This window comes from Gilliamella sp. BG2 (assembly GCF_046635645.1).
GTDB classification, from domain to species: domain Bacteria; phylum Pseudomonadota; class Gammaproteobacteria; order Enterobacterales; family Orbaceae; genus Gilliamella; species Gilliamella bombi.
This window is the reverse complement of the sequence record NZ_JBIDFF010000006.1, coordinates 52,852-71,277: the sequence shown is the minus strand read 5'-3', so window position 1 is coordinate 71,277 and position 18,426 is coordinate 52,852. Positions and strand designations below refer to the sequence as shown.

Annotated in this window: 13 protein-coding genes; 5 read left to right on the top strand and 8 right to left on the bottom strand. The window is 35.0% G+C overall.

Annotated elements, in window-relative coordinates; translation table 11 throughout:
- Positions 1-140: 140 nt before the first annotated feature.
- Genes lpdA through aceE form a run of 3 tightly spaced genes read right to left on the bottom strand, consistent with a single transcriptional unit; the run spans position 141 to position 5,862 of the window.
- Positions 141-1,565: a dihydrolipoyl dehydrogenase gene (gene lpdA, locus ACGH6Q_RS04085; protein WP_411592018.1), complete on the bottom strand. Its 1,425-nt coding sequence runs from the start codon at positions 1,563-1,565 to the stop codon at positions 141-143.
- Positions 1,566-1,581: 16 nt separating this feature from the next.
- On the bottom strand, positions 1,582-3,183 hold the full coding sequence (gene aceF, locus ACGH6Q_RS04080; protein ID WP_411592017.1) for a pyruvate dehydrogenase complex dihydrolipoyllysine-residue acetyltransferase: 1,602 nt from the start codon (positions 3,181-3,183) through the stop codon (positions 1,582-1,584).
- Positions 3,184-3,195: 12 nt separating this feature from the next.
- Positions 3,196-5,862 carry a pyruvate dehydrogenase (acetyl-transferring), homodimeric type gene (gene aceE, locus ACGH6Q_RS04075; protein ID WP_065589946.1) on the bottom strand — a complete coding sequence of 889 codons (2,667 nt, stop codon included), beginning with the start codon at positions 5,860-5,862 and terminating at the stop codon, positions 3,196-3,198.
- Positions 5,863-6,239: 377 nt separating this feature from the next.
- On the opposite strand from aceE, the gene lipB reads away from it, so the two are divergent.
- Complete coding sequence (gene lipB, locus ACGH6Q_RS04070) at positions 6,240-6,860, top strand: lipoyl(octanoyl) transferase LipB (protein WP_065589947.1); 621 nt, start codon at positions 6,240-6,242, stop codon at positions 6,858-6,860.
- Positions 6,861-6,870: 10 nt separating this feature from the next.
- Positions 6,871-7,830 carry a lipoyl synthase gene (lipA, locus tag ACGH6Q_RS04065; protein ID WP_411592016.1) on the top strand — a complete coding sequence of 320 codons (960 nt, stop codon included), beginning with the start codon at positions 6,871-6,873 and terminating at the stop codon, positions 7,828-7,830.
- A 37-nt stretch (positions 7,831-7,867) separates the two neighbouring features.
- Here lipA and ACGH6Q_RS04060 read toward each other — a convergent pair whose 3' ends face one another.
- Entirely contained in the window at positions 7,868-9,640 is a 1,773-nt protein-coding gene (locus ACGH6Q_RS04060; protein ID WP_411592015.1) for a DUF3413 domain-containing protein, read from the bottom strand.
- A 189-nt stretch (positions 9,641-9,829) separates the two neighbouring features.
- Here ACGH6Q_RS04060 and ACGH6Q_RS04055 point away from each other — a divergent pair, with 189 nt between their 5' ends.
- From ACGH6Q_RS04055 to ACGH6Q_RS04045, 3 genes are all read left to right on the top strand, one after another.
- Positions 9,830-11,602 (top strand): AAA family ATPase, encoded by a 1,773-nt coding sequence (locus ACGH6Q_RS04055; RefSeq protein WP_411578518.1) that lies wholly within the window; start codon positions 9,830-9,832, stop codon positions 11,600-11,602.
- A 117-nt stretch (positions 11,603-11,719) separates the two neighbouring features.
- Complete coding sequence (gene fabA, locus ACGH6Q_RS04050; protein ID WP_411592013.1) at positions 11,720-12,241, top strand: bifunctional 3-hydroxydecanoyl-ACP dehydratase/trans-2-decenoyl-ACP isomerase; 522 nt, start codon at positions 11,720-11,722, stop codon at positions 12,239-12,241.
- 97 nt (positions 12,242-12,338) lie between these two features.
- Positions 12,339-12,860, top strand: coding sequence for a thermonuclease family protein (locus ACGH6Q_RS04045; RefSeq protein ID WP_296300583.1), 522 nt, complete (start codon positions 12,339-12,341; stop codon positions 12,858-12,860).
- A gap of 426 nt (positions 12,861-13,286) precedes the next feature.
- Here the strand turns inward: ACGH6Q_RS04045 and ACGH6Q_RS04040 are convergent, their stop codons facing one another.
- The 4 genes from ACGH6Q_RS04040 to ACGH6Q_RS04025 form a co-directional block, all read right to left on the bottom strand.
- On the bottom strand, positions 13,287-13,496 hold the full coding sequence (locus tag ACGH6Q_RS04040) for a cold shock domain-containing protein (protein ID WP_065589950.1): 210 nt from the start codon (positions 13,494-13,496) through the stop codon (positions 13,287-13,289).
- 303 nt (positions 13,497-13,799) lie between these two features.
- A complete protein-coding gene (gene proC / locus ACGH6Q_RS04035) occupies positions 13,800-14,609 on the bottom strand; it encodes a pyrroline-5-carboxylate reductase (RefSeq protein WP_085165210.1) in 810 nt (269 codons plus the stop codon).
- Between the two features lie 341 nt (positions 14,610-14,950).
- On the bottom strand, positions 14,951-16,570 hold the full coding sequence (locus ACGH6Q_RS04030; RefSeq protein WP_411592011.1) for a hypothetical protein: 1,620 nt from the start codon (positions 16,568-16,570) through the stop codon (positions 14,951-14,953).
- A 634-nt stretch (positions 16,571-17,204) separates the two neighbouring features.
- Positions 17,205-18,353, bottom strand: a complete 1,149-nt coding sequence (locus ACGH6Q_RS04025) for a hypothetical protein (RefSeq protein ID WP_411592009.1) — start codon at positions 18,351-18,353, stop codon at positions 17,205-17,207.
- Positions 18,354-18,426 lie beyond the last annotated feature (73 nt).

Genomic DNA, 18,426 nt, shown 5'->3' with positions numbered 1-18,426 from the left:
CACTTAGTTATTTGATTCATTTTTTACTGAAACGTATAGTTACCTGAAACTTTTTGACAAAAATTATCTTATAAAAAAATAAAAATGCCGTTAGTTTGAGCTAACGGCATTCTATTAAGTATATAAATGACCTTTTATTACTATTTCTTCTTCGCTTTAGCATTTGGTAAATCAGTGACAGAGCCTTCATAAATTTCAGAGGCTAAGCCAATTGATTCATGCAATGTTGGGTGAGCATGAATTGTTAATGCGATATCTTCGGCATCACAACCCATTTCGACAGCTAAGGTGATTTCACCTAGTAATTCACCGCCATTCACACCAACAACCGCACCACCTAATAGGCGATTATCTGCTTTATTGAAGATCAGTTTTGTCATCCCTTCAGAGCAATCAGAAGCAATAGCTCGTCCTGAAGCTGCCCATGGGAAGATTGATACTTCATAATCAATACCTTTCTCTTTCGCTTCTTTTTCAGTTAAACCAACCCAAGCAACTTCAGGTTCAGTATAAGCGATAGAAGGAATGGTTTTTGGATCAAAGAAGTGTTTTTTACCTGCAATTACTTCTGCTGCCACATGACCTTCGTGTACGCCTTTGTGCGCAAGCATTGGTTGACCAACAATATCTCCAATTGCATAGATATGCGGAACATTGGTACGCATCTGTTTATCGACTTCGATAAATCCACGGTCAGTAACATTAACGCCTGCTTTTTCCGCACTAATTAATTTACCATTTGGTGTACGACCAATAGCCACTAATACCGCATCATAAGTATGAGTTTCGGTGCTGCCGTCTTTCTTTTCCATGGTAACATAAATTGCATCATGTTTTGCTTCAACGGTAGTAACTTTAGTTTCCAATCGTAAAGTGAATTTCTTTTGGATCTGCTTAGTAAAGACTTTAATTACATCTTTATCAGCAGCCGGAATCACTTGATCAAACATTTCAACTACATCGACTTCTGAACCAAGTGCATGGTATACAGTCCCCATTTCAAGACCTATAATTCCGCCACCCATTAATAATAATTTTTTAGGAATGGTGGTTAAGGCTAAGGCATCTGTAGAATCCCAAATACGAGGATCATCATGTGGAATAAAAGGCAACTTGATTGGACGAGAGCCCGCTGCAATAATTGCATTATCAAAGGTGATCTTAGTGATTCCTTTTGATGAAGTTACCTCCATTGTATGACTACCAGTAAACTGTGCTTCACCTTGAATAACATTGACTTTGCGCATTTTGGCCATACCAGCTAGTCCATTAGTCAGTTGACTAATAACTTTTTCTTTCCAGCCACGCACTTTGTCTAATTCAAGTCTAGGTGTACCAAAATGGATACCATGTTCGGTTAATGATTTTGCTTCATCCATTACTTTAGCAACATGAAGTAATGCTTTTGATGGAATACAGCCTACATTTAAACAAACACCACCAAGTGTTGAATAACGTTCAACAAGGGTAACTTCTAGTCCAAGGTCGGCAGCACGGAACGCAGCGGAATAACCCGCTGGTCCTGCTCCTAAAACCACAACTTGTGTTTTAACATCTTGACTCATAATTTGATCTCCTTAATTACATCACTAAACGACGTAAGTCGGATAAGACGTTAACAATATGGCTTAAGAAGCGTGCACCATCAGCACCATCAATAACTCGGTGATCGAATGATAATGATAATGGCAACATTAGCCGTGGTGTAAACTCTTTGCCATTCCAAACTGGTTTCATGCTAGAGCGAGATACACCTAAAATACCAACTTCTGGCGCATTAACAATTGGTGTAAACGAGGTTGTACCAATGCCACCAAGGCTAGAAATAGTGAAACATCCACCTTGCATATCGCTACCTGTCAATTTACCTTCACGTGCCTTTTTAGAAATTGCCGCAAGCTCACGAGAAAGTTCAACAATACCCTTTTTATCAACATCTTTAAATACTGGTACTACAAGACCATTTGGTGTATCGACAGCAACGCCAATATTAATGTATTTTTTGATAATTAAGGTTTGGGCATCTTCAGATAATGAGCTATTAAAGCGTGGATACGCTGTTAATGCACTTGCTACCGCTTTCATGATAAACACAAGTGGCGTGATCTTAAGATCAAGTTTTTTCTTTTCTGCTTCTGCATTTTGTTGCTTACGGAATGCTTCTAAATCAGTAATATCTGTTTCATCAAATTCTGTCACATGCGGAATCATTACCCAGTTACGGTGTAAATTTGCACCTGATACTTTTTGAATTTTAGTTAATGGTAAACTTTCAACTTCACCAAATTTGCTAAAATCAACTTTAGGCCATGGTAATAGACCAGGTAATGCACCACCTGTAGCGCCACTTTCAATTTGTTTAACAGCATTTTTTACGTAAGTTTGAATGTCTTCACGTAAAATACGGTTTTTAGGACCTGTAGCAGTAACTTTTGCTAAATTTACCCCAAATTCACGTGCTAAACGACGTACAGATGGTGTTGCATGAGCATAAGCATCGTTTTCAACAAACTCATTGCTTGATGAAGCAGGCGCTGATTTTGCAGCAACTGGTGCTGGCGTTGGCTCAGGTGCTGCTTTTTCAGCAACAGGCGCTGCGGCAACTGGAGCTGCTTGAGTAACTGGAGCTGCACTAGATGTGGTTTCAAATTCCATGATTTTGGAACCTGTTTTCACTTTATCACCCACTTTTATCGTGATACTTTTAACCGTACCAGCAATGGTTGCTGGTACTTCCATTGAGGCTTTATCACCCTCAACGGTAATTAATGAATCATCAACAGATATAGTATCGCCTACTTTTACCAAAATTTCCGTTACTTCGACTTCATCACCACCAATATCTGGAACTTTTACATCTACAATTTGGCTAGTTGCAGTTGGCGTTACTTCAACTTTTGGTGCTTCTTGTGCTGTAGCTGTAGCTGGAGCTGGAGCAGCAGTTTCGCCACCTTGCCCATCAAAGACCATAATGTCAACACCTGTTTTGACTTTATCGCCAATTTTTACAGAAATAGATTTAACAATACCAGCCTGTGGTGCAGGGATTTCCATTGATGCTTTATCACCTTCAACTGTCATAATTGACTGATCAGCTTCAACTTTATCACCTATTTTAACCAGAATTTCGGTTACTTCTACTTCGTCACCACCGATATCAGGTAATTTGATTTGAATACTCATTATAATAACCTCTTATGCAATTCGTGGATTAAGTTTATCGGCATTGATTTCGAATTTTTTGATCGCATCTTCAACAACACTAACTTCAATATCGCCACGTTTAGCAAGTTCACCCAATGCTGCAACCACAACATAAGATGCATCGACTTCAAAGTGATGACGTAAATTTTCACGGCTATCACTGCGACCGAAACCGTCAGTACCGAGTACTCGATAACTTTCAGCAGGTACAAATCCACGAATTTGCTCAGCAAACAATTTCATATAATCAGTTGAAACCACCGCTGGATTGTTATTCATAATTTGTGCAACATAAGGCACTTTTGGTGTTTCACTTGGATGCAACATATTATATCGTTCACAATCTTGACCATCACGAGCCAGTTCAGTAAATGATGTTACGCTATAAACTTCTGAGCTAATACCATAATTTTTAGCTAAGATTTCAGCCGCTTCACGAACATGACGTAAAATAGAGCCTGAACCTAGTAACTGAACAGTCGGTTTGCCTTTTTGACCCTCAACGGTATCTAGTTTATAAATACCTCGTCGAATGCCCTCTTCTGCACCTTCTGGCATTGCTGGTTGTGCGTAGTTTTCATTGAGAGTTGTAATGTAGTAGTAAACGTTTTCTTGCTCACCATACATACGACGTAAACCGTCTTGCATGATTACCGCAACTTCATAAGCATAAGCAGGATCATATGATATACAGTTAGGGATGGTTAATGCTTGAATGTGACTGTGACCATCTTGGTGTTGTAGACCTTCACCATTTAGCGTTGTTCGACCAGAGGTTCCACCAATCATAAATCCACGTGCTTGTTGATCACCTGCTGCCCACATTAGATCACCAATACGTTGGAATCCAAACATTGAATAGTAAATGTAGAATGGAATCATTGGAAAATCATTTGTGCTATATGAAGTGGCCGCAGCAATCCAAGAAGCCGTTGCACCACATTCATTAATTCCTTCTTGAAGAATTTGACCTTTCTCATCTTCACGATAATAAGCCACTTGTTCTTTATCTTGTGGTGTATATTGTTGACCGTGTGGATTATAAATACCAATTTGACGGAATAAACCTTCCATACCAAAAGTACGTGCTTCATCAGCTAGAATAGGTACTAGACGTGGAGCAAGTTCTTTATCCTTAAGCATAATATTAAGCGCACGGACAAATGCTATAGTGGTTGATATTTCTTTCGATTGAGCTTCAAGTAATGACGCAAATTCACTTAATGGAGGAATTGAAACAGTTCCTGAAAAATGAGTTAATCTAGATGGTACATAACCATGTAACGCTTCACGACGCTCATGAATGTATTTGTATTCTGGCGTGTGTTCCTCAAATTTGATGTATGGTAATTTTTCAAGTGCTTCATCTGTCACTGGAATATTGAAGAAATCGCGAACATGTCGCACGCCATCCATATTCATTTTTTTCACTTGGTGAGCGATATTTTTTGCTTCAGCAGCAGCCCCCATACCATAACCTTTTATGGTGTGAGCAAGAATAACAGTTGGGCGATCTTTAGTTTCTTTTGCTCGTTGGAATGCTGCAAACATTTTAGCAGGATCTTGACCACCACGGTTTAATCTAAAGATTTCTTCATCAGACATATCTTTAACTAATTCAGCAGTTTCAGGGTATTTACCAAAGAAATGCTCGCGAACATAAGCACCGTCTTTTGATTTTAATGTTTGATAATCACCATCAAGTGTTTCATTCATTAGTCGAATTAACTTACCAGATTTATCTTTTTGGAGAAGTTTATCCCAACGGTCACCCCAAAGAACTTTAATTACGTTCCAACCAGCACCAGCAAATACACCTTCTAGTTCATTGATAATTTTGCCATTACCCGTTACTGGACCATCTAAACGTTGTAAATTACAGTTGATAACAAAAACTAAATTATCTAGTTTTTCTCGTGTTGCAACGGTAATTGCACCTTTTGATTCTGGTTCATCCATCTCACCATCACCTAAGAAAGCATAGACAGTTTGTTCAGAAGTATCTTTCAACCCACGATTTTCTAAATATTTTAAGAAACGTGCTTGATAAATGGCATTAACAGGACCAAGTCCCATCGATACTGTTGGAAATTGCCAAAATTCTGGAAGCAATTTAGGATGAGGGTATGATGGTAAACCTTTACCATGAACTTCTTGACGGAAATTATCTAATTGCTCTTCGGTTAAACGTCCTTCAATAAAGGCTCGAGAATAAATACCTGGTGAGATGTGCCCTTGGAAGTAAATTAAATCACCGCCATCTTTTTCATTACGAGCACGGAAAAAGTGGTTAAAACAGACTTCATAAAAAGTAGCTGCAGATTGGAACGATGCCATATGTCCACCAAGCTCTAAATCTTTCTTTGAAGCTCGTAACACCATCATAATTGCATTCCAACGGACAATTGAACGAATACGTCTTTCTATTTCCCAATCGCCAGGATAAGTAGGTTGCTCTTCTACTGGAATAGTATTGACATAATTACTTGTTGAAGATCCAAAAAGTACTGGAACACCCCCATCTCTCGCCTTATTAACTATTTGTTCAATAATATACTGTGCACGTTCGATTCCTTCTTCTCGAATAATAGACTCAACACTTTTGAGCCAATCTTGTGTTTCAATGGGATCGACATCATTCATTTGCATGTCCGACATATAAAAACCTCTTTTTTTGTTTAGAAAAATGCATTATTTGCTATTCTCAATTACATTAAAAAACGTAATAAAAGAAAGCTTAAACTCTGCATTACGGAGCTTCATTAATATCAGTCTGCCATTTAAAAAAAAAAAGTAAAGCAAACTGCCGCTTTGAAAAGAATGTTAATTCCTATCAAATTAATCAACTATTTCAATACTAATAATAAAATAAATGGTATTTATCTGATAAATAACTAAATTTTACTTAATAATAAATTTAAATATTATTCCTAACAGCTATGCTTAGAATAACTACAAGTTGTCAAGTTATTACAAAATCTGTTATATACTTGTAAAAATTTCGATAATATTACTTGAAGACAACAGAAAAAACTATGATCATTAATAATGTCATAATCAAAGACTTAAAAATTAAACCATATGTGTATACCTATCAAGCTATGCATGACTTTACCAAACAACGCAATGAGCATTCTCTTGATGAAATCTGGTTAGTCGAGCATGAACCCGTATTTACCCAAGGTAAAGTTGGTAAAGCAGAACATTTATTAAATCAGACAAATATCCCTGTTATTCAGACCGATCGCGGTGGTCAAATTACTTACCATGCTCCAGGTCAACAAATCATGTATATTTTATTTGATTTAAAAAGACTTAAGATAGGTATCCGAGATGTAGTTAGTTATTTAGAAAATAGTGTCATTCAAACATTGCTCCATTATGGTATTATAGCTAATGCAAAGTCTGATGCACCAGGAGTATATATTAACGAAAAGAAAATTTGTTCACTTGGTTTGCATATCAGTCGTGGCTGCACTTTACATGGACTTGCATTCAATGTTGATATGGATCTTTCCCCTTTTAATAACATTAACCCTTGTGGCTACGCTGGATTACAAATGACGCAACTAAAAGAATATGTCTCTCAAATTGACCGTAAAGAGATAAAACAACTATTAACTAATAATTTTATTAAGCAGTTACCTCAAAGATAAGATACCAATTATGCAAAATAATGAAACAATAATCAGAAGTTCGAAATATCGTGATGCCGAAAAGACGCGCTTAATTCCAACTGTAACATTAGAAGATGTCGCACCGCTAAAAAAACCTGAATGGATGCGAATTAAATTATCTGCTCACTCTGATAATATAGCACATATTAAAAACACAATGCGCAAACATGGATTACATTCAGTCTGTGAAGAAGCATCTTGCCCTAATTTAGCTGAATGTTTTAATCATGGCACGGCTACTTTTATGATTTTAGGTGATATTTGTACCCGCCGTTGCCCATTTTGTGATGTAGCTCATGGTAGACCATTACCACCAGATAGTAAAGAACCCATTAAGCTAGCGAAAACCATTCAAGAAATGAAATTACGATATGTTGTTATTACCTCGGTTGATAGGGATGATTTAAAAGATGGTGGAGCTAGCCATTTTGCTAATTGTACTCGAGAAATCAGAGAATTAAACCCAAATATAAAGGTTGAAACATTAACTCCTGATTTTCGTGGTTGTATTGATGAAGCAATTGATGTCTTAAGTGATAATCCTCCCGATGTATTTAATCATAATTTAGAAAATATACCTCGCTTATATAAAAGGATTCGACCTGGTGCTAACTATGAAGGATCACTTAAATTACTGGCAGCATTTAAAGAACGACATCCTGAAATTCCTACAAAATCTGGCTTAATGGTAGGACTTGGCGAAACAAATCAAGAATTAATTCAAGTGTTAAAAGATTTACGCAGCCATGGTGTTACTATGTTGACGCTTGGTCAATATTTACAACCAAGTAAATATCATTTACCCGTTGAACGTTATGTTTCGCCACAAGAATTTGAAGAATTAAAGCAAACGGCATTAGACATGGGATTCACACATGCAGCTTGTGGGCCATTTGTACGTTCATCTTATCATGCTGATTTACAAGCAATGGGCAAAGAGGTGAAGTAATCTTCACCCCTTTTTATAATTCTACTCAAAAGCTAAATCAATTATCCACAACCATAAAACGGCGATTTTCAGTAACGATTTGCAAAAAGATGGGTAAGCTAATTTTTTCTTCTTTTTGCAATTTACCATTAATATCATAAATTTTAGAACGACCAAAAGCATCTAAAACAACCGTTTTATCATCATAAAGTGCTGCTATAGTATTTTCATCACCAGCAACTAGCCATTGTCTAGGCTTTTGAGTAAATAGGTTTTTACCTTGACTGTATTGTTGAGGTGGCGTAGTAACATAAAATGCGTCTTGCATTAATGTAAGCATAATATCAGTTTGCGAAGTTGCTTCTGTTATTTGGGCACTTCCTTTATTTGGCCATGATATAATCAATGGTACTTTTAATGATTCTCTGTTAAAGTCGCTTCCTGCATTGCGTAACGCTACTTTTTTCACCTCGTCAATTTTAATATCATTCGAACCAGTAATAACAATAATCGTATCATCATAGGCATTAGATAATTTTAAATAGGCAATTAATGATTCAATGTATTGATCTAGCTTTTTAGCTTCAGATTGAAGATCTGATATCGTGATTTTTTTATTTTTACTTCCCAATGAATATTGGATTATAGAAAACAAAGGTGCATGATTAGCAAGGCTATTTTGTTCTTCATGCCAAGTCCTCCAGTTTTCTGTTATTTGTTTATTAGATTGTTTTTTAGGTTGTGGTATTGAAAAATTAGATAACAAAGCTGAACGATATAAAGGCTCAGCAAAACCATCTTCCGAAAATAGACCTAAGTTGTAGTGCTGTTTTGTAACGACATCAAGCAATACAGACGGTTTATGTCCAACAAGGATACTATTATAGTAGTTAGGATCTAATCCATAAAACAATGAAAAGTCATTTAAATAGGACTGATTACTTGCACCATAATGATTATCAAAGAAAATATTATCTTGAGAAAATTCATTTAACCACGGCATATGTTGAGTTAATAAATTAGTATTCCACCCTTCAATAACAATCATTAACACATTATTTTTTATTGGCTTTTGATTATAAACAATATTTCCCAACGGATATTCAATTGCCATCGCAAAAGGATTCCCTTCTTGAGCAACACGATCACGATAATCATTTTCTTTAATAAAGCCATAGCGCTCAAGAAAATGGCGAGCAGTTAAAGGATAAGAAAGTGGTAGGCTTGAACGCTGCATAGTAATTGGTCGATAAAAATTAGCATCAGCCCAAATATGAATCAAATGTGAGGCAACAAAACAAAGAATAAAAAGAATTACTACAGGCTTTGCATAGCGTTTACGTTTACTTAAGCTACGTAATTTTTTCCAGCTCCATACCGAAAATAAAATTTCAATCAACAAAATAAACGGAATAGCAATAAATACCGTACTTAAATAAGTGACTTTTTGCGATGAAAATAATTGCCAAATAGACAAATTAAGGTGCATTCTAAAATGCGAAAAAACTTCAATATCAATAATTAGTAATGAAAGACCTACTGTTGCAAAAACCGTTGCAATTATCCTTTGCCATCGAGATGAATGAATGAAAAAACTTAACGGAAAAAGCAGAATTAAATAAGCAATAAAGGTCAAATAGCTGAAATGTCCGATTGCACTAATAATTGCATAAAATCGCCCCATAAAAGTACGAGGCCAATCTGCAATGAATAAATATTGACTACCTAGTAAAATTACAACAAAAATATTAAACAACGTAAACCAATGCCCCCAACTAACAATTTGTGAGGCACGATAGTCTTTGAAGTAAGTATTTTTGATTTTGAGCATATTAAGTCGTTGCTAATGGTGGTTATTAAGATAAATAAACAATAAATTATGTTTTAGTTTACCTGATTTTAAAAAATCTTTCTGTAAATTTTTTATTTGCTACCATAAAGATTTTGGTAATCTGTTGGCGATACATCGGATACTTGTTATAATTTCAAAATGAAATAAGTTAACAAAAAGATAAAAACTTTGGCAATTAAACAACTCAACGCAAAACAGATCCAGCCTGATTTATCCTATATTTCTGAACTTAGAAACAAAACTAATAATTCAATATCATTAGCATCAGAAAAATCAGAACATTTACTCATGTGGCAACCACGTGTGGCCTCTGCCTTAGCACTGTTATGCCCACCCAAAAGAGTATGTTATAGCCCACGTTTTATGTTGCTTAAAGCACCTGAAAGCGAGCTTTTTTTTGATTTACTAAGACAAGCCATTAAATCTGATTTATATTCACCTTCATTAGGCTATAGTTATTTTTTTAGCGAAAGTAAAATTACGCTGGCCAATGCAAAGAGCAAACAAGATAATTTTGCAGCTCAAGACAATTGTTTATTTGCATCTTCTGTTGATAGTGAAAAACTATTTGGTTGTGTTAGACAACCTGAAAATAGCCCTATAAAATTACAAGCTGGACTTGTTCATCGTGCTAATGGCGGCATTTTAATTTTAGGCCTTCGCTCACTACTTAGCCAACCATTGTTATGGTCTAAACTAAAACAAATGGTAATAAAGCAAGAGTTTGAATGGGTTTCAGCTGACGAATCTCATCCTTTACCTTTGTCCATTCCTCCTATGCCACTTGATTTACGAATCATTTTAGTTGGGGATAGATTAAGTTTAGCAGAATTACAAGATTTTGAACCTGAATTTTATTCAACTTCTATTTATACTGAATTTGAAAATGAATTGCAGGTCAAATCGCCAGAACAAATCGAACAATGGATTAATTATTTAAATTTTATTGCGAACAAACAACAATTACCCAATATTGATACCTTAGCTTTAGCAAAAATTTACAAAGAGGCTACTCGCTATACTGGTGATCAACATTACCTCCCTCTTTCGGTAGATTGGATTAATTCGCTATTAGTTAATGCTACACACTTTATGCAAAATAATGTAATCGATGAATCAGCCATCACTTCTGCTATAAAGCAAAAATCATGGCATGAAAATTATTTGCAAGAAAGGCTACATGAGGAGATATTTAGTAATCAAATAATGATTAATACTAAAGAGCAAGTTGTTGGTCAAATAAATGGCTTATCAGTCATTGAATACCCTGGATATCCAAAAGCGATTGGTGAACCCACTCGTATAAGTTGTCTTATTCATTTTGGTGATGGAGAGATAATTGATATAGAACGCAAAACAGAATTAGCTGGTAATATTCACTCAAAAGGAATGATGATAATGCAGGCATTTATTATGTCTGAATTTGCTATCAATCATCAATTACCTTTTTCAACTTCTTTAGTGTTTGAACAATCTTACAGTGAAATTGATGGTGACAGCGCTTCACTTGCAGGGCTTTGTGCAATCATTAGCGCTTTATCACAGCAACCTATTGATCAGCAATTGGCTGTTACTGGTTCAGTAGATCAATTTGGTCATGTCCAATCAATTGGTGGAGTGAACGAAAAAATTGAAGGATTTTTTGCTGTTTGTAAACAACAAGGTTTAACTGGACAACAAGGCGTAATTATTCCAGCCACTAATCAACGCCATTTAAGTTTAAATGATGATGTTATTGAAGCAATCGATCAAGGAAAGTTTTCAATATGGTCTGTTGAACATGTTGCTGATGCGCTTTACCTACTAACAGGTATTCCTTATAAAGATAAAGATAGCATTAATCTTTACCAATTGATTCATGCACGTATGCAAGCAGTATTGTTGCAGGACAAAAAACAAGATAGTTGGTTAAGTAGATGGCAAAAATATTGCAAAAAGTAACAATACCAAATAAACTTTGGTTCAAAATTTTATTAATTACGAAATAGAAAAAGAGAGTTAGCTAACTTTCAATTTTTCAAAACATGTTTTAATTTACATTAAATAAAAGGTTTTTTTATGACATTTGAACGTAAATCATCGTACGATAAAGCTGATTTAATTAAATCAGGCAATAATGAATTATTTGGTAATGATGGACCACCATTACCATCTGATTTAATGTTAATGATGGATCGTATTATCGAAATGAATGAAAACGGTGGTAACTTTGGCAAAGGTTTTGTTGAAGCTGAACTTGATATTAATCCCGATTTATGGTTTTTTAAATGTCATTTTAAAAACGATCCAGTTATGCCTGGTTGCCTAGGGCTTGATGCTATGTGGCAATTAGTTGGATTTTATTTAGGTTGGATTGGTGGTAAAGGGAAAGGCCGCGCTTTAGGTGTTGGTGAGGTAAAATTTACTGGCCAAGTACTACCAACTAATAAAAAAGTAACCTATAAAATCCATTTCAAACGTGTTATTAATCGCAAATTAATTATGGGTATCGGTGATGGTGAAGTTTTTGTTGATGGTAAGCTTATTTATCAAGCATCTGATTTAAAAGTAGGTCTATTCCAAGATACCAACGCTTTTTAATTTAAAGCTACTCATTCTGTCAGCCTTATTAAATACAAATAAGGTTGACATCATCTCTTTTTTATTAAATCCATATTTAGTTATAGCATGAATAATCATGTATAATGCTACAAATTTTTATACTTTTTTATTTATAATGAATCGTTTAAAACCTTTATTAATTTGTATTATTTTATTTTTTTTATCAAACACACTAGTTTATGCTGATTTCAATGGTAAAGTTGTCAAAGTAATTGATGGCGATACAGTTGATATCTTAACTATCAAAAAACAAAAAATCCGTGTTCGTTTGCTTGATATCGATGCGCCTGAAAGTAAACAAGCCTATGGTAATGTATCACGGAAATATTTAGCTTCACTCATTGCTGGTAAAAATGTTTTTGTTAAAGAAAACAAAAAAGATATCTATAAAAGAACCTTAGGTACTATTTTTTTAAATAAAGTTAATATCAATGCCAAAATGGTCGAAAAAGGTTATGCTTGGGCATACCGTTATAAAGGAGTAGCTAATAACAAAATGATGGTAAAATTAGAGACTAGAGCAAAACAAAATAAAAAAGGACTATGGAAAGATAAACATCCAATAGCTCCTTGGGATTTTCGACATAATAACAAATAAGGCACCTTATAAAATACCTATTTTTTTAGGGGGGAGTGAAGCTTCAACATGTCAATGTGAACCAATAACTAGTTTACAGTCCACTTCTTGATTATCGACTGGTGGTGCAGAAATTTATTGTTTATTATATTCTAAGCTTTGTTTGATTATGTCAGTTTGTTATTTAATTGCTAAATCATCAGGGCTAGTTTTGAGTAAAGTATCAATTTTATAAAAACTTTTTACAAACTTCAGATAAATCAGTCATAGTTACTGAAAAAATGCCTAAAGGCGCCATAAAAATACTAATTTTTATCCTTTATTACATTTCATTGATAATCTATAAAAAATAATTTGAATATTATAAAATAGCTAGGATATAGCGAAGAATTTTAGGATGGAAATATATAAATCTTACCAGCAAATGCTGATAAGATAATAAAAGACTTAGATTACACTAACATCAGCAGCAGAAGGACCACGAGGGCTGTCTTGAATTGAAAATTCTACTTGTTGACCTTCACCTAATGTTTTGAATCCATCGCCAGAAATTGCAGAGAAATGTACAAATACATCTTTGCTACCATCAGCGGGGGAAATGAAACCAAAACCTTTACTTTCGTTGAACCATTTTACTTGACCAGTTTTCTTAGACATAATAATCTTCCTATAAATAAATTAACTTTAGCCCTTAAAGGACTATATTCAAAAACATAAAACCTAGATTACTTATTAACACTAAGAAGAATATACTAAAGAAAACTAATCTCTAAGCTATAGTAAACTACAAACTACATATATCGAAATGTTACAAAATAAATCCGCATGTCGTATGCTTAGGTCTATTTACTCATAATTAGTTTACTAATGCAAGCAATCTTTTTAAAAGATTACTTATTATATCAGTAAAAATAATTCATAACGCTAATTTAAAGATATAACGTTATGAATTTTATAACATTAATCTTTTGCCATCATTTGAGATTTTTTTATCGTTGCTTCCACTGCATCAATAACTGCTGACCTAAATCCTTTAGCTTCAAGTAGTTGCACACCTTCAATGGTTGTACCCGCAGGTGAGCAGACCATATCTTTTAACTCTCCTGGATGTTTACCTGTATCTAATAGTAGTTTTGCCGATCCCAAAACTGCTTGGGCAGCAAACTTGTAAGCTTGTTTTCTTGATAATCCGCCTTTAACCGCACCATCAGCTAATGCTTCAATAAACATAAACACAAAAGCGGGGGAAGATCCACTTGCACCAATAACTGCGTCAATTAAATCTTCAGGAACAACTTCCGTTTCACCAATACAATTTAACAATTGTTGAACAATAGACAATTCTTCATCGGTAATTTCGGTATTAGGGGTAATTGAACACATAGCGGCATTAACAAGGGCTGGTGTGTTAGGCATAACTCGTATAATTTTTTGCTCATAACCCACGCATTTGGCAATTGTTTTAATGGTAACACCTGCCGCAATTGAAATAACGATGGTATTTTTCTTTAATTCTTTTTGAATATCAACAAGTACATCAACAATCACATTAGGCTTAACCGCAACAAAAACTATATCGGCTTCTCGAGCAACATCTCTCGCTGAATCAAGATTATTTACTGAATAAGTTTGATTAAGAACTTGACCTTTTTCTGGATGATGATCATAAACATAAATTTGGGTTCCCGGCACAATATTACTGCCCAAAATACCTTGCAATATGGCATTCCCCATGTTACCTAAACCAATAAAACCAATTTTTTGTTCCATTTATTTACCACCTTTTTAATATCAATGCTTTTTCACAATTATAGAATATTTTTTGATACAAAACCCACTTTTTAACAATATAGTTTATTGTTAATTATTTTTATAAATATTTTAAATCTAAGGTTAATTTCTATTAAAGTGTGTGATCAATATTTGTTATACATTTTACTTTTTAAATAAGAAAAGTAGTATTTACTGGCATATTGCTTAAAAACTAATTAGCAACCACATTAGTTCTTAGTCTACATCAATGTGCATTTTATTGGCTATCTCGGCAAAAAATTTAGTTTTTTCTTGCCTAAATAACCATGATTAGACGTGTTTTAGATGGTAGCTGCAAACTAAGGTGTAACGCAGGCTACTCTATAATCTTGATCCGAATGATCTCTATCACCAACACCACCAGTATTGGCCTCTACAACATAGTTATATCTCCAACGATTTTGATCATCTGAAGTCCAATAAGCGGCTCTAGAATCTCCCCAAGCAGGATCGCCAACACGAAAATATTCCCAATCACTGTCTTTATAGTAAAGCTGTGTCATACGACCCCATTCACTAAGTAATCCCCCCATCCAATAACCATTTGCTTTATAACTAATTTTTCTCAGATAAAACGGTTCAACTATACCTATTTGCCAGTTGACTTTACTAGCCCTTCCATTAGTAAAATCAAGTACTTTTATTATCCGATACCCACCACCATTAAAATTATTACAAAATGCTACTGCATTTTGATACCCACCAGCACCACCACCTTTTTTAGCTACATACCAACGCTCAAGCTTAAAACTATATAATGGTTGATTACTTTCATCTCGCCAATAAAATGTCGAAGGTGTAAAAGCCCCGGGATTTTCTAAACTTGGGCCAGTTAAGGTAATTTTGACTAAACCAGTAGGAGAACTATTTTCCCTATGCAATTTGAGCGTTACGCCTCCTTTGGAAATTGTATCACCATTCGTATTAATAAATTCTTGTGCTTTCATTCCTGCAACACTCAAGTAAAAAAATAAATTATGAGAGCCTGTGGTTGGAAAATTTGCCCCAGGATTCGCTGGATTATAAGCATAAAATCCCCTGTGCTTATTCCACTCACCATTACCTGCGTTAATAGATGAAATCGCTCCATCATAAGGGATTTTACCCGAGTGAAAATCAAACTCTAAATTTGGTTTTGCGTAACAAAACTTAGGTTTATCCACCTTCGGATAAATGAAATAGGTATGTCTTCCTCCCGTAAAATGCCCTCCTTGAGATGGTATGCCATATTCTGTTTCAATACTCATATCCCCAACTTCTAACGTCAATTTATAAGGTGCATCACACCCATTGAGTAAGCTATTGGCATGGTGCTTCACATAATCAGTAATATCTTGCCCTTCTATATTTTCCCATTTAATTTTTAATTTACTTGAATTGACACGATGAAGTGTATCGCCATCATCATCCTTCCAATAACCATTGTCATCAATAACTTTATCTGCCAATACCTCTGGATAATTCCCATGAGGTACTAATGTCTTAATATCTGCAAAAGTGGCCGAAAGTTTATCTAACATTAATGGATTTTCCATGCTTGAGCTATCATTTGATACAGTAATAATTTTGTTTCCGGGCAATGTTACTGATAATAAGGGACTAATTGAATCGGCATGGGTTGCACCGCCATCAAAGGTTAAATAAGGCGCAGTACCGTGAATGCGCTCAGAAGTTGTGGCCGATAATGCCTGCGATTCTAATGAGTACAGCAATAACAACAATGGCGCTAATGCCAATGGGATTTTTAAAGATAGTTTTGTGAATAATTTCGATAATAATTCGAGAGATAATTTCGATGATATAAATGAGTTTTGTGTAAAAACTCGTCGAATAGGATTATTTGATAAATTTAAGACATAGGTTTGCCAGTGCTTGTGCCTTGTGCCTTGTGCCAAAAATGATACTGCATTTTGTTCCACCTGTCAAGTAATACTTTGTTTTATTTGTATTTTTTGATTGTTTGCTTATTTTTCTATAGCAATAAGAGTATAGTCGTTAAAAAAAAAATTGGCTAGTTTTTTGGCGGACTTTTTTGTAAAGAAATGTAAATAAATTTAAAGAAACATAAAGATAGAAATGATTCAGTTATAAAAGTAGGTGAATTTTTTAATTAAAATATGATGTCAGATTTCAGGCATTTTAACCTTTGGTGGAATGATTAATATTGCTGATAACATCTAAAACACAAACACGCCCAACAGCCCAGTTTGGCGTGCTAGCTTTACTTTGTTATCGGTATATTTTGGCGCTCTGATAAGTCAAGCTTATTAATATTGTGGTGCTATAAGCGTGTTTTTTGCTCTAAAATTGTTCAGGTAGGATATTGATTTTATTTGATTTTTTATTTTTAAATAAAATCAACCGTTTATAGGCTAGTTTTTTATTACGTTGAATTTGGCTTTTTAATAAAAGCGCTTTTGTTATTTAATAACAGTGGTTTAGAAACCGCTGTTTAATAACAAAAGGCGCCTTTGCCTGTTCAGCGTCCCAACTAACTCACAGGCTGCATGCTTGGTTATATTACCTCTATTTACACTATAAACGCCCGTGCCCTTATTCATAAAGTGTGGTGCAAATAACAGGATATGGGAAATCAGCCTGACCACTCATAATCATATGAGCAATAAAATCTTTACCCTGCCCCATAAAATCCATAACCGAGCCTTGATCCATAACCAAATAGAAGTCACTCGTCCATAAAACTGGCACGGGGGAGGGTTTTTCGCCATAATCACCCACAACACCCCATTCAGCAAGAAGTCCAGCACCAATTTGTCGTTGATAATAATTACCTATTGAAGGCGGTTTAGCACTATCTGTGTCACATAGAAACGGCATTCCCTCCATAGTACCGCATTTCGCATTGGTTAAATCGCTTACCCGTGGCATTCTATAACCCAAATTACCACACCATGCTGATTGTTTTTTAAAAGGCTCCATAAGATAATGGTCCAAACGACGAGTAACGAACCACTGCTTTAGCACAAATCCATACTTCACCTCATTGCCACGACCATCTCTTCCCACCAACTCAAATGTCTGTGGTAAAGATGGAACTTTCAGTCGGCTAGGAGAATCTGAATTTATCTGACTAGGACTTGCACTAGGACCATTTAATGTTACCCGTGTAACATAATAATCTTCCCGAGATCTCTCAGGAATCCAAATATCACTGTCATATAAGAGTGGTCTCCTCCAACTCACCGTTGCTTTTATATCTCCTTCCGTCTCAACAGACCAAGTCAACTGACTTGGATCTCCACCTTCAATACCTAAATCAAAATATAAACCATCTAAGCCCGTAGTTGGAAAATTAAGTCCATAATCAGATGGATGAGTTGCCTGAACAAGAAAACCTTCCTTAGGATCCCATATGTTAGGTGGACCTGCGTGGTTCATCCCCCAACCAGCAGCAGCCATCTCACCATATCGTAGATTCGGCTTTACGTAGTTGATAAACATCGTTGAAGGTAGAACTATTGCATCGCTATGATTATTATTTATTCGACCACTTTTGCTAGTTAATGCCTGCAAATTCAATGAATGCAGCATTAATAACAGTACCAACAAGATTTTTTGGGTTAATTTCGATAATGATTTCGAAGATATAAATAAGTTTCGTGCAAAAACTCGTCGAATAAGATTATTTGATAAATTTAAACCGTAGGTTGCCTGCGCTTGTGGCAAAAGATGATACCCCATTACATTCCTCATGCTAAATAATACTTTGTTTTATTTATATTTTTTATAACGATTCGCTTATTTAACAAGCTTG

Bases quoted from the DNA above. Each gene is read 5' to 3' on its own strand.
- lpdA (WP_411592018.1), bottom strand. From the start codon at position 1,565: ATGAGTCAAGATGTTAAAACACAAGTTGTGGTTTTAGGAGCAGGACCA.
- aceF (WP_411592017.1), bottom strand. From the start codon at position 3,183: ATGAGTATTCAAATCAAATTACCTGATATCGGTGGTGACGAAGTAGAA.
- aceE (WP_065589946.1), bottom strand. From the start codon at position 5,862: ATGTCGGACATGCAAATGAATGATGTCGATCCCATTGAAACACAAGAT.
- lipB (WP_065589947.1), top strand. From the start codon at position 6,240: ATGATCATTAATAATGTCATAATCAAAGACTTAAAAATTAAACCATAT.
- lipA (WP_411592016.1), top strand. From the start codon at position 6,871: ATGCAAAATAATGAAACAATAATCAGAAGTTCGAAATATCGTGATGCC.
- ACGH6Q_RS04060 (WP_411592015.1), bottom strand. From the start codon at position 9,640: ATGCTCAAAATCAAAAATACTTACTTCAAAGACTATCGTGCCTCACAA.
- fabA (WP_411592013.1), top strand. From the start codon at position 11,720: ATGACATTTGAACGTAAATCATCGTACGATAAAGCTGATTTAATTAAA.
- ACGH6Q_RS04045 (WP_296300583.1), top strand. From the start codon at position 12,339: ATGTATAATGCTACAAATTTTTATACTTTTTTATTTATAATGAATCGT.
- ACGH6Q_RS04040 (WP_065589950.1), bottom strand. From the start codon at position 13,496: ATGTCTAAGAAAACTGGTCAAGTAAAATGGTTCAACGAAAGTAAAGGT.
- proC (WP_085165210.1), bottom strand. From the start codon at position 14,609: ATGGAACAAAAAATTGGTTTTATTGGTTTAGGTAACATGGGGAATGCC.
- ACGH6Q_RS04025 (WP_411592009.1), bottom strand. From the start codon at position 18,353: ATGGGGTATCATCTTTTGCCACAAGCGCAGGCAACCTACGGTTTAAAT.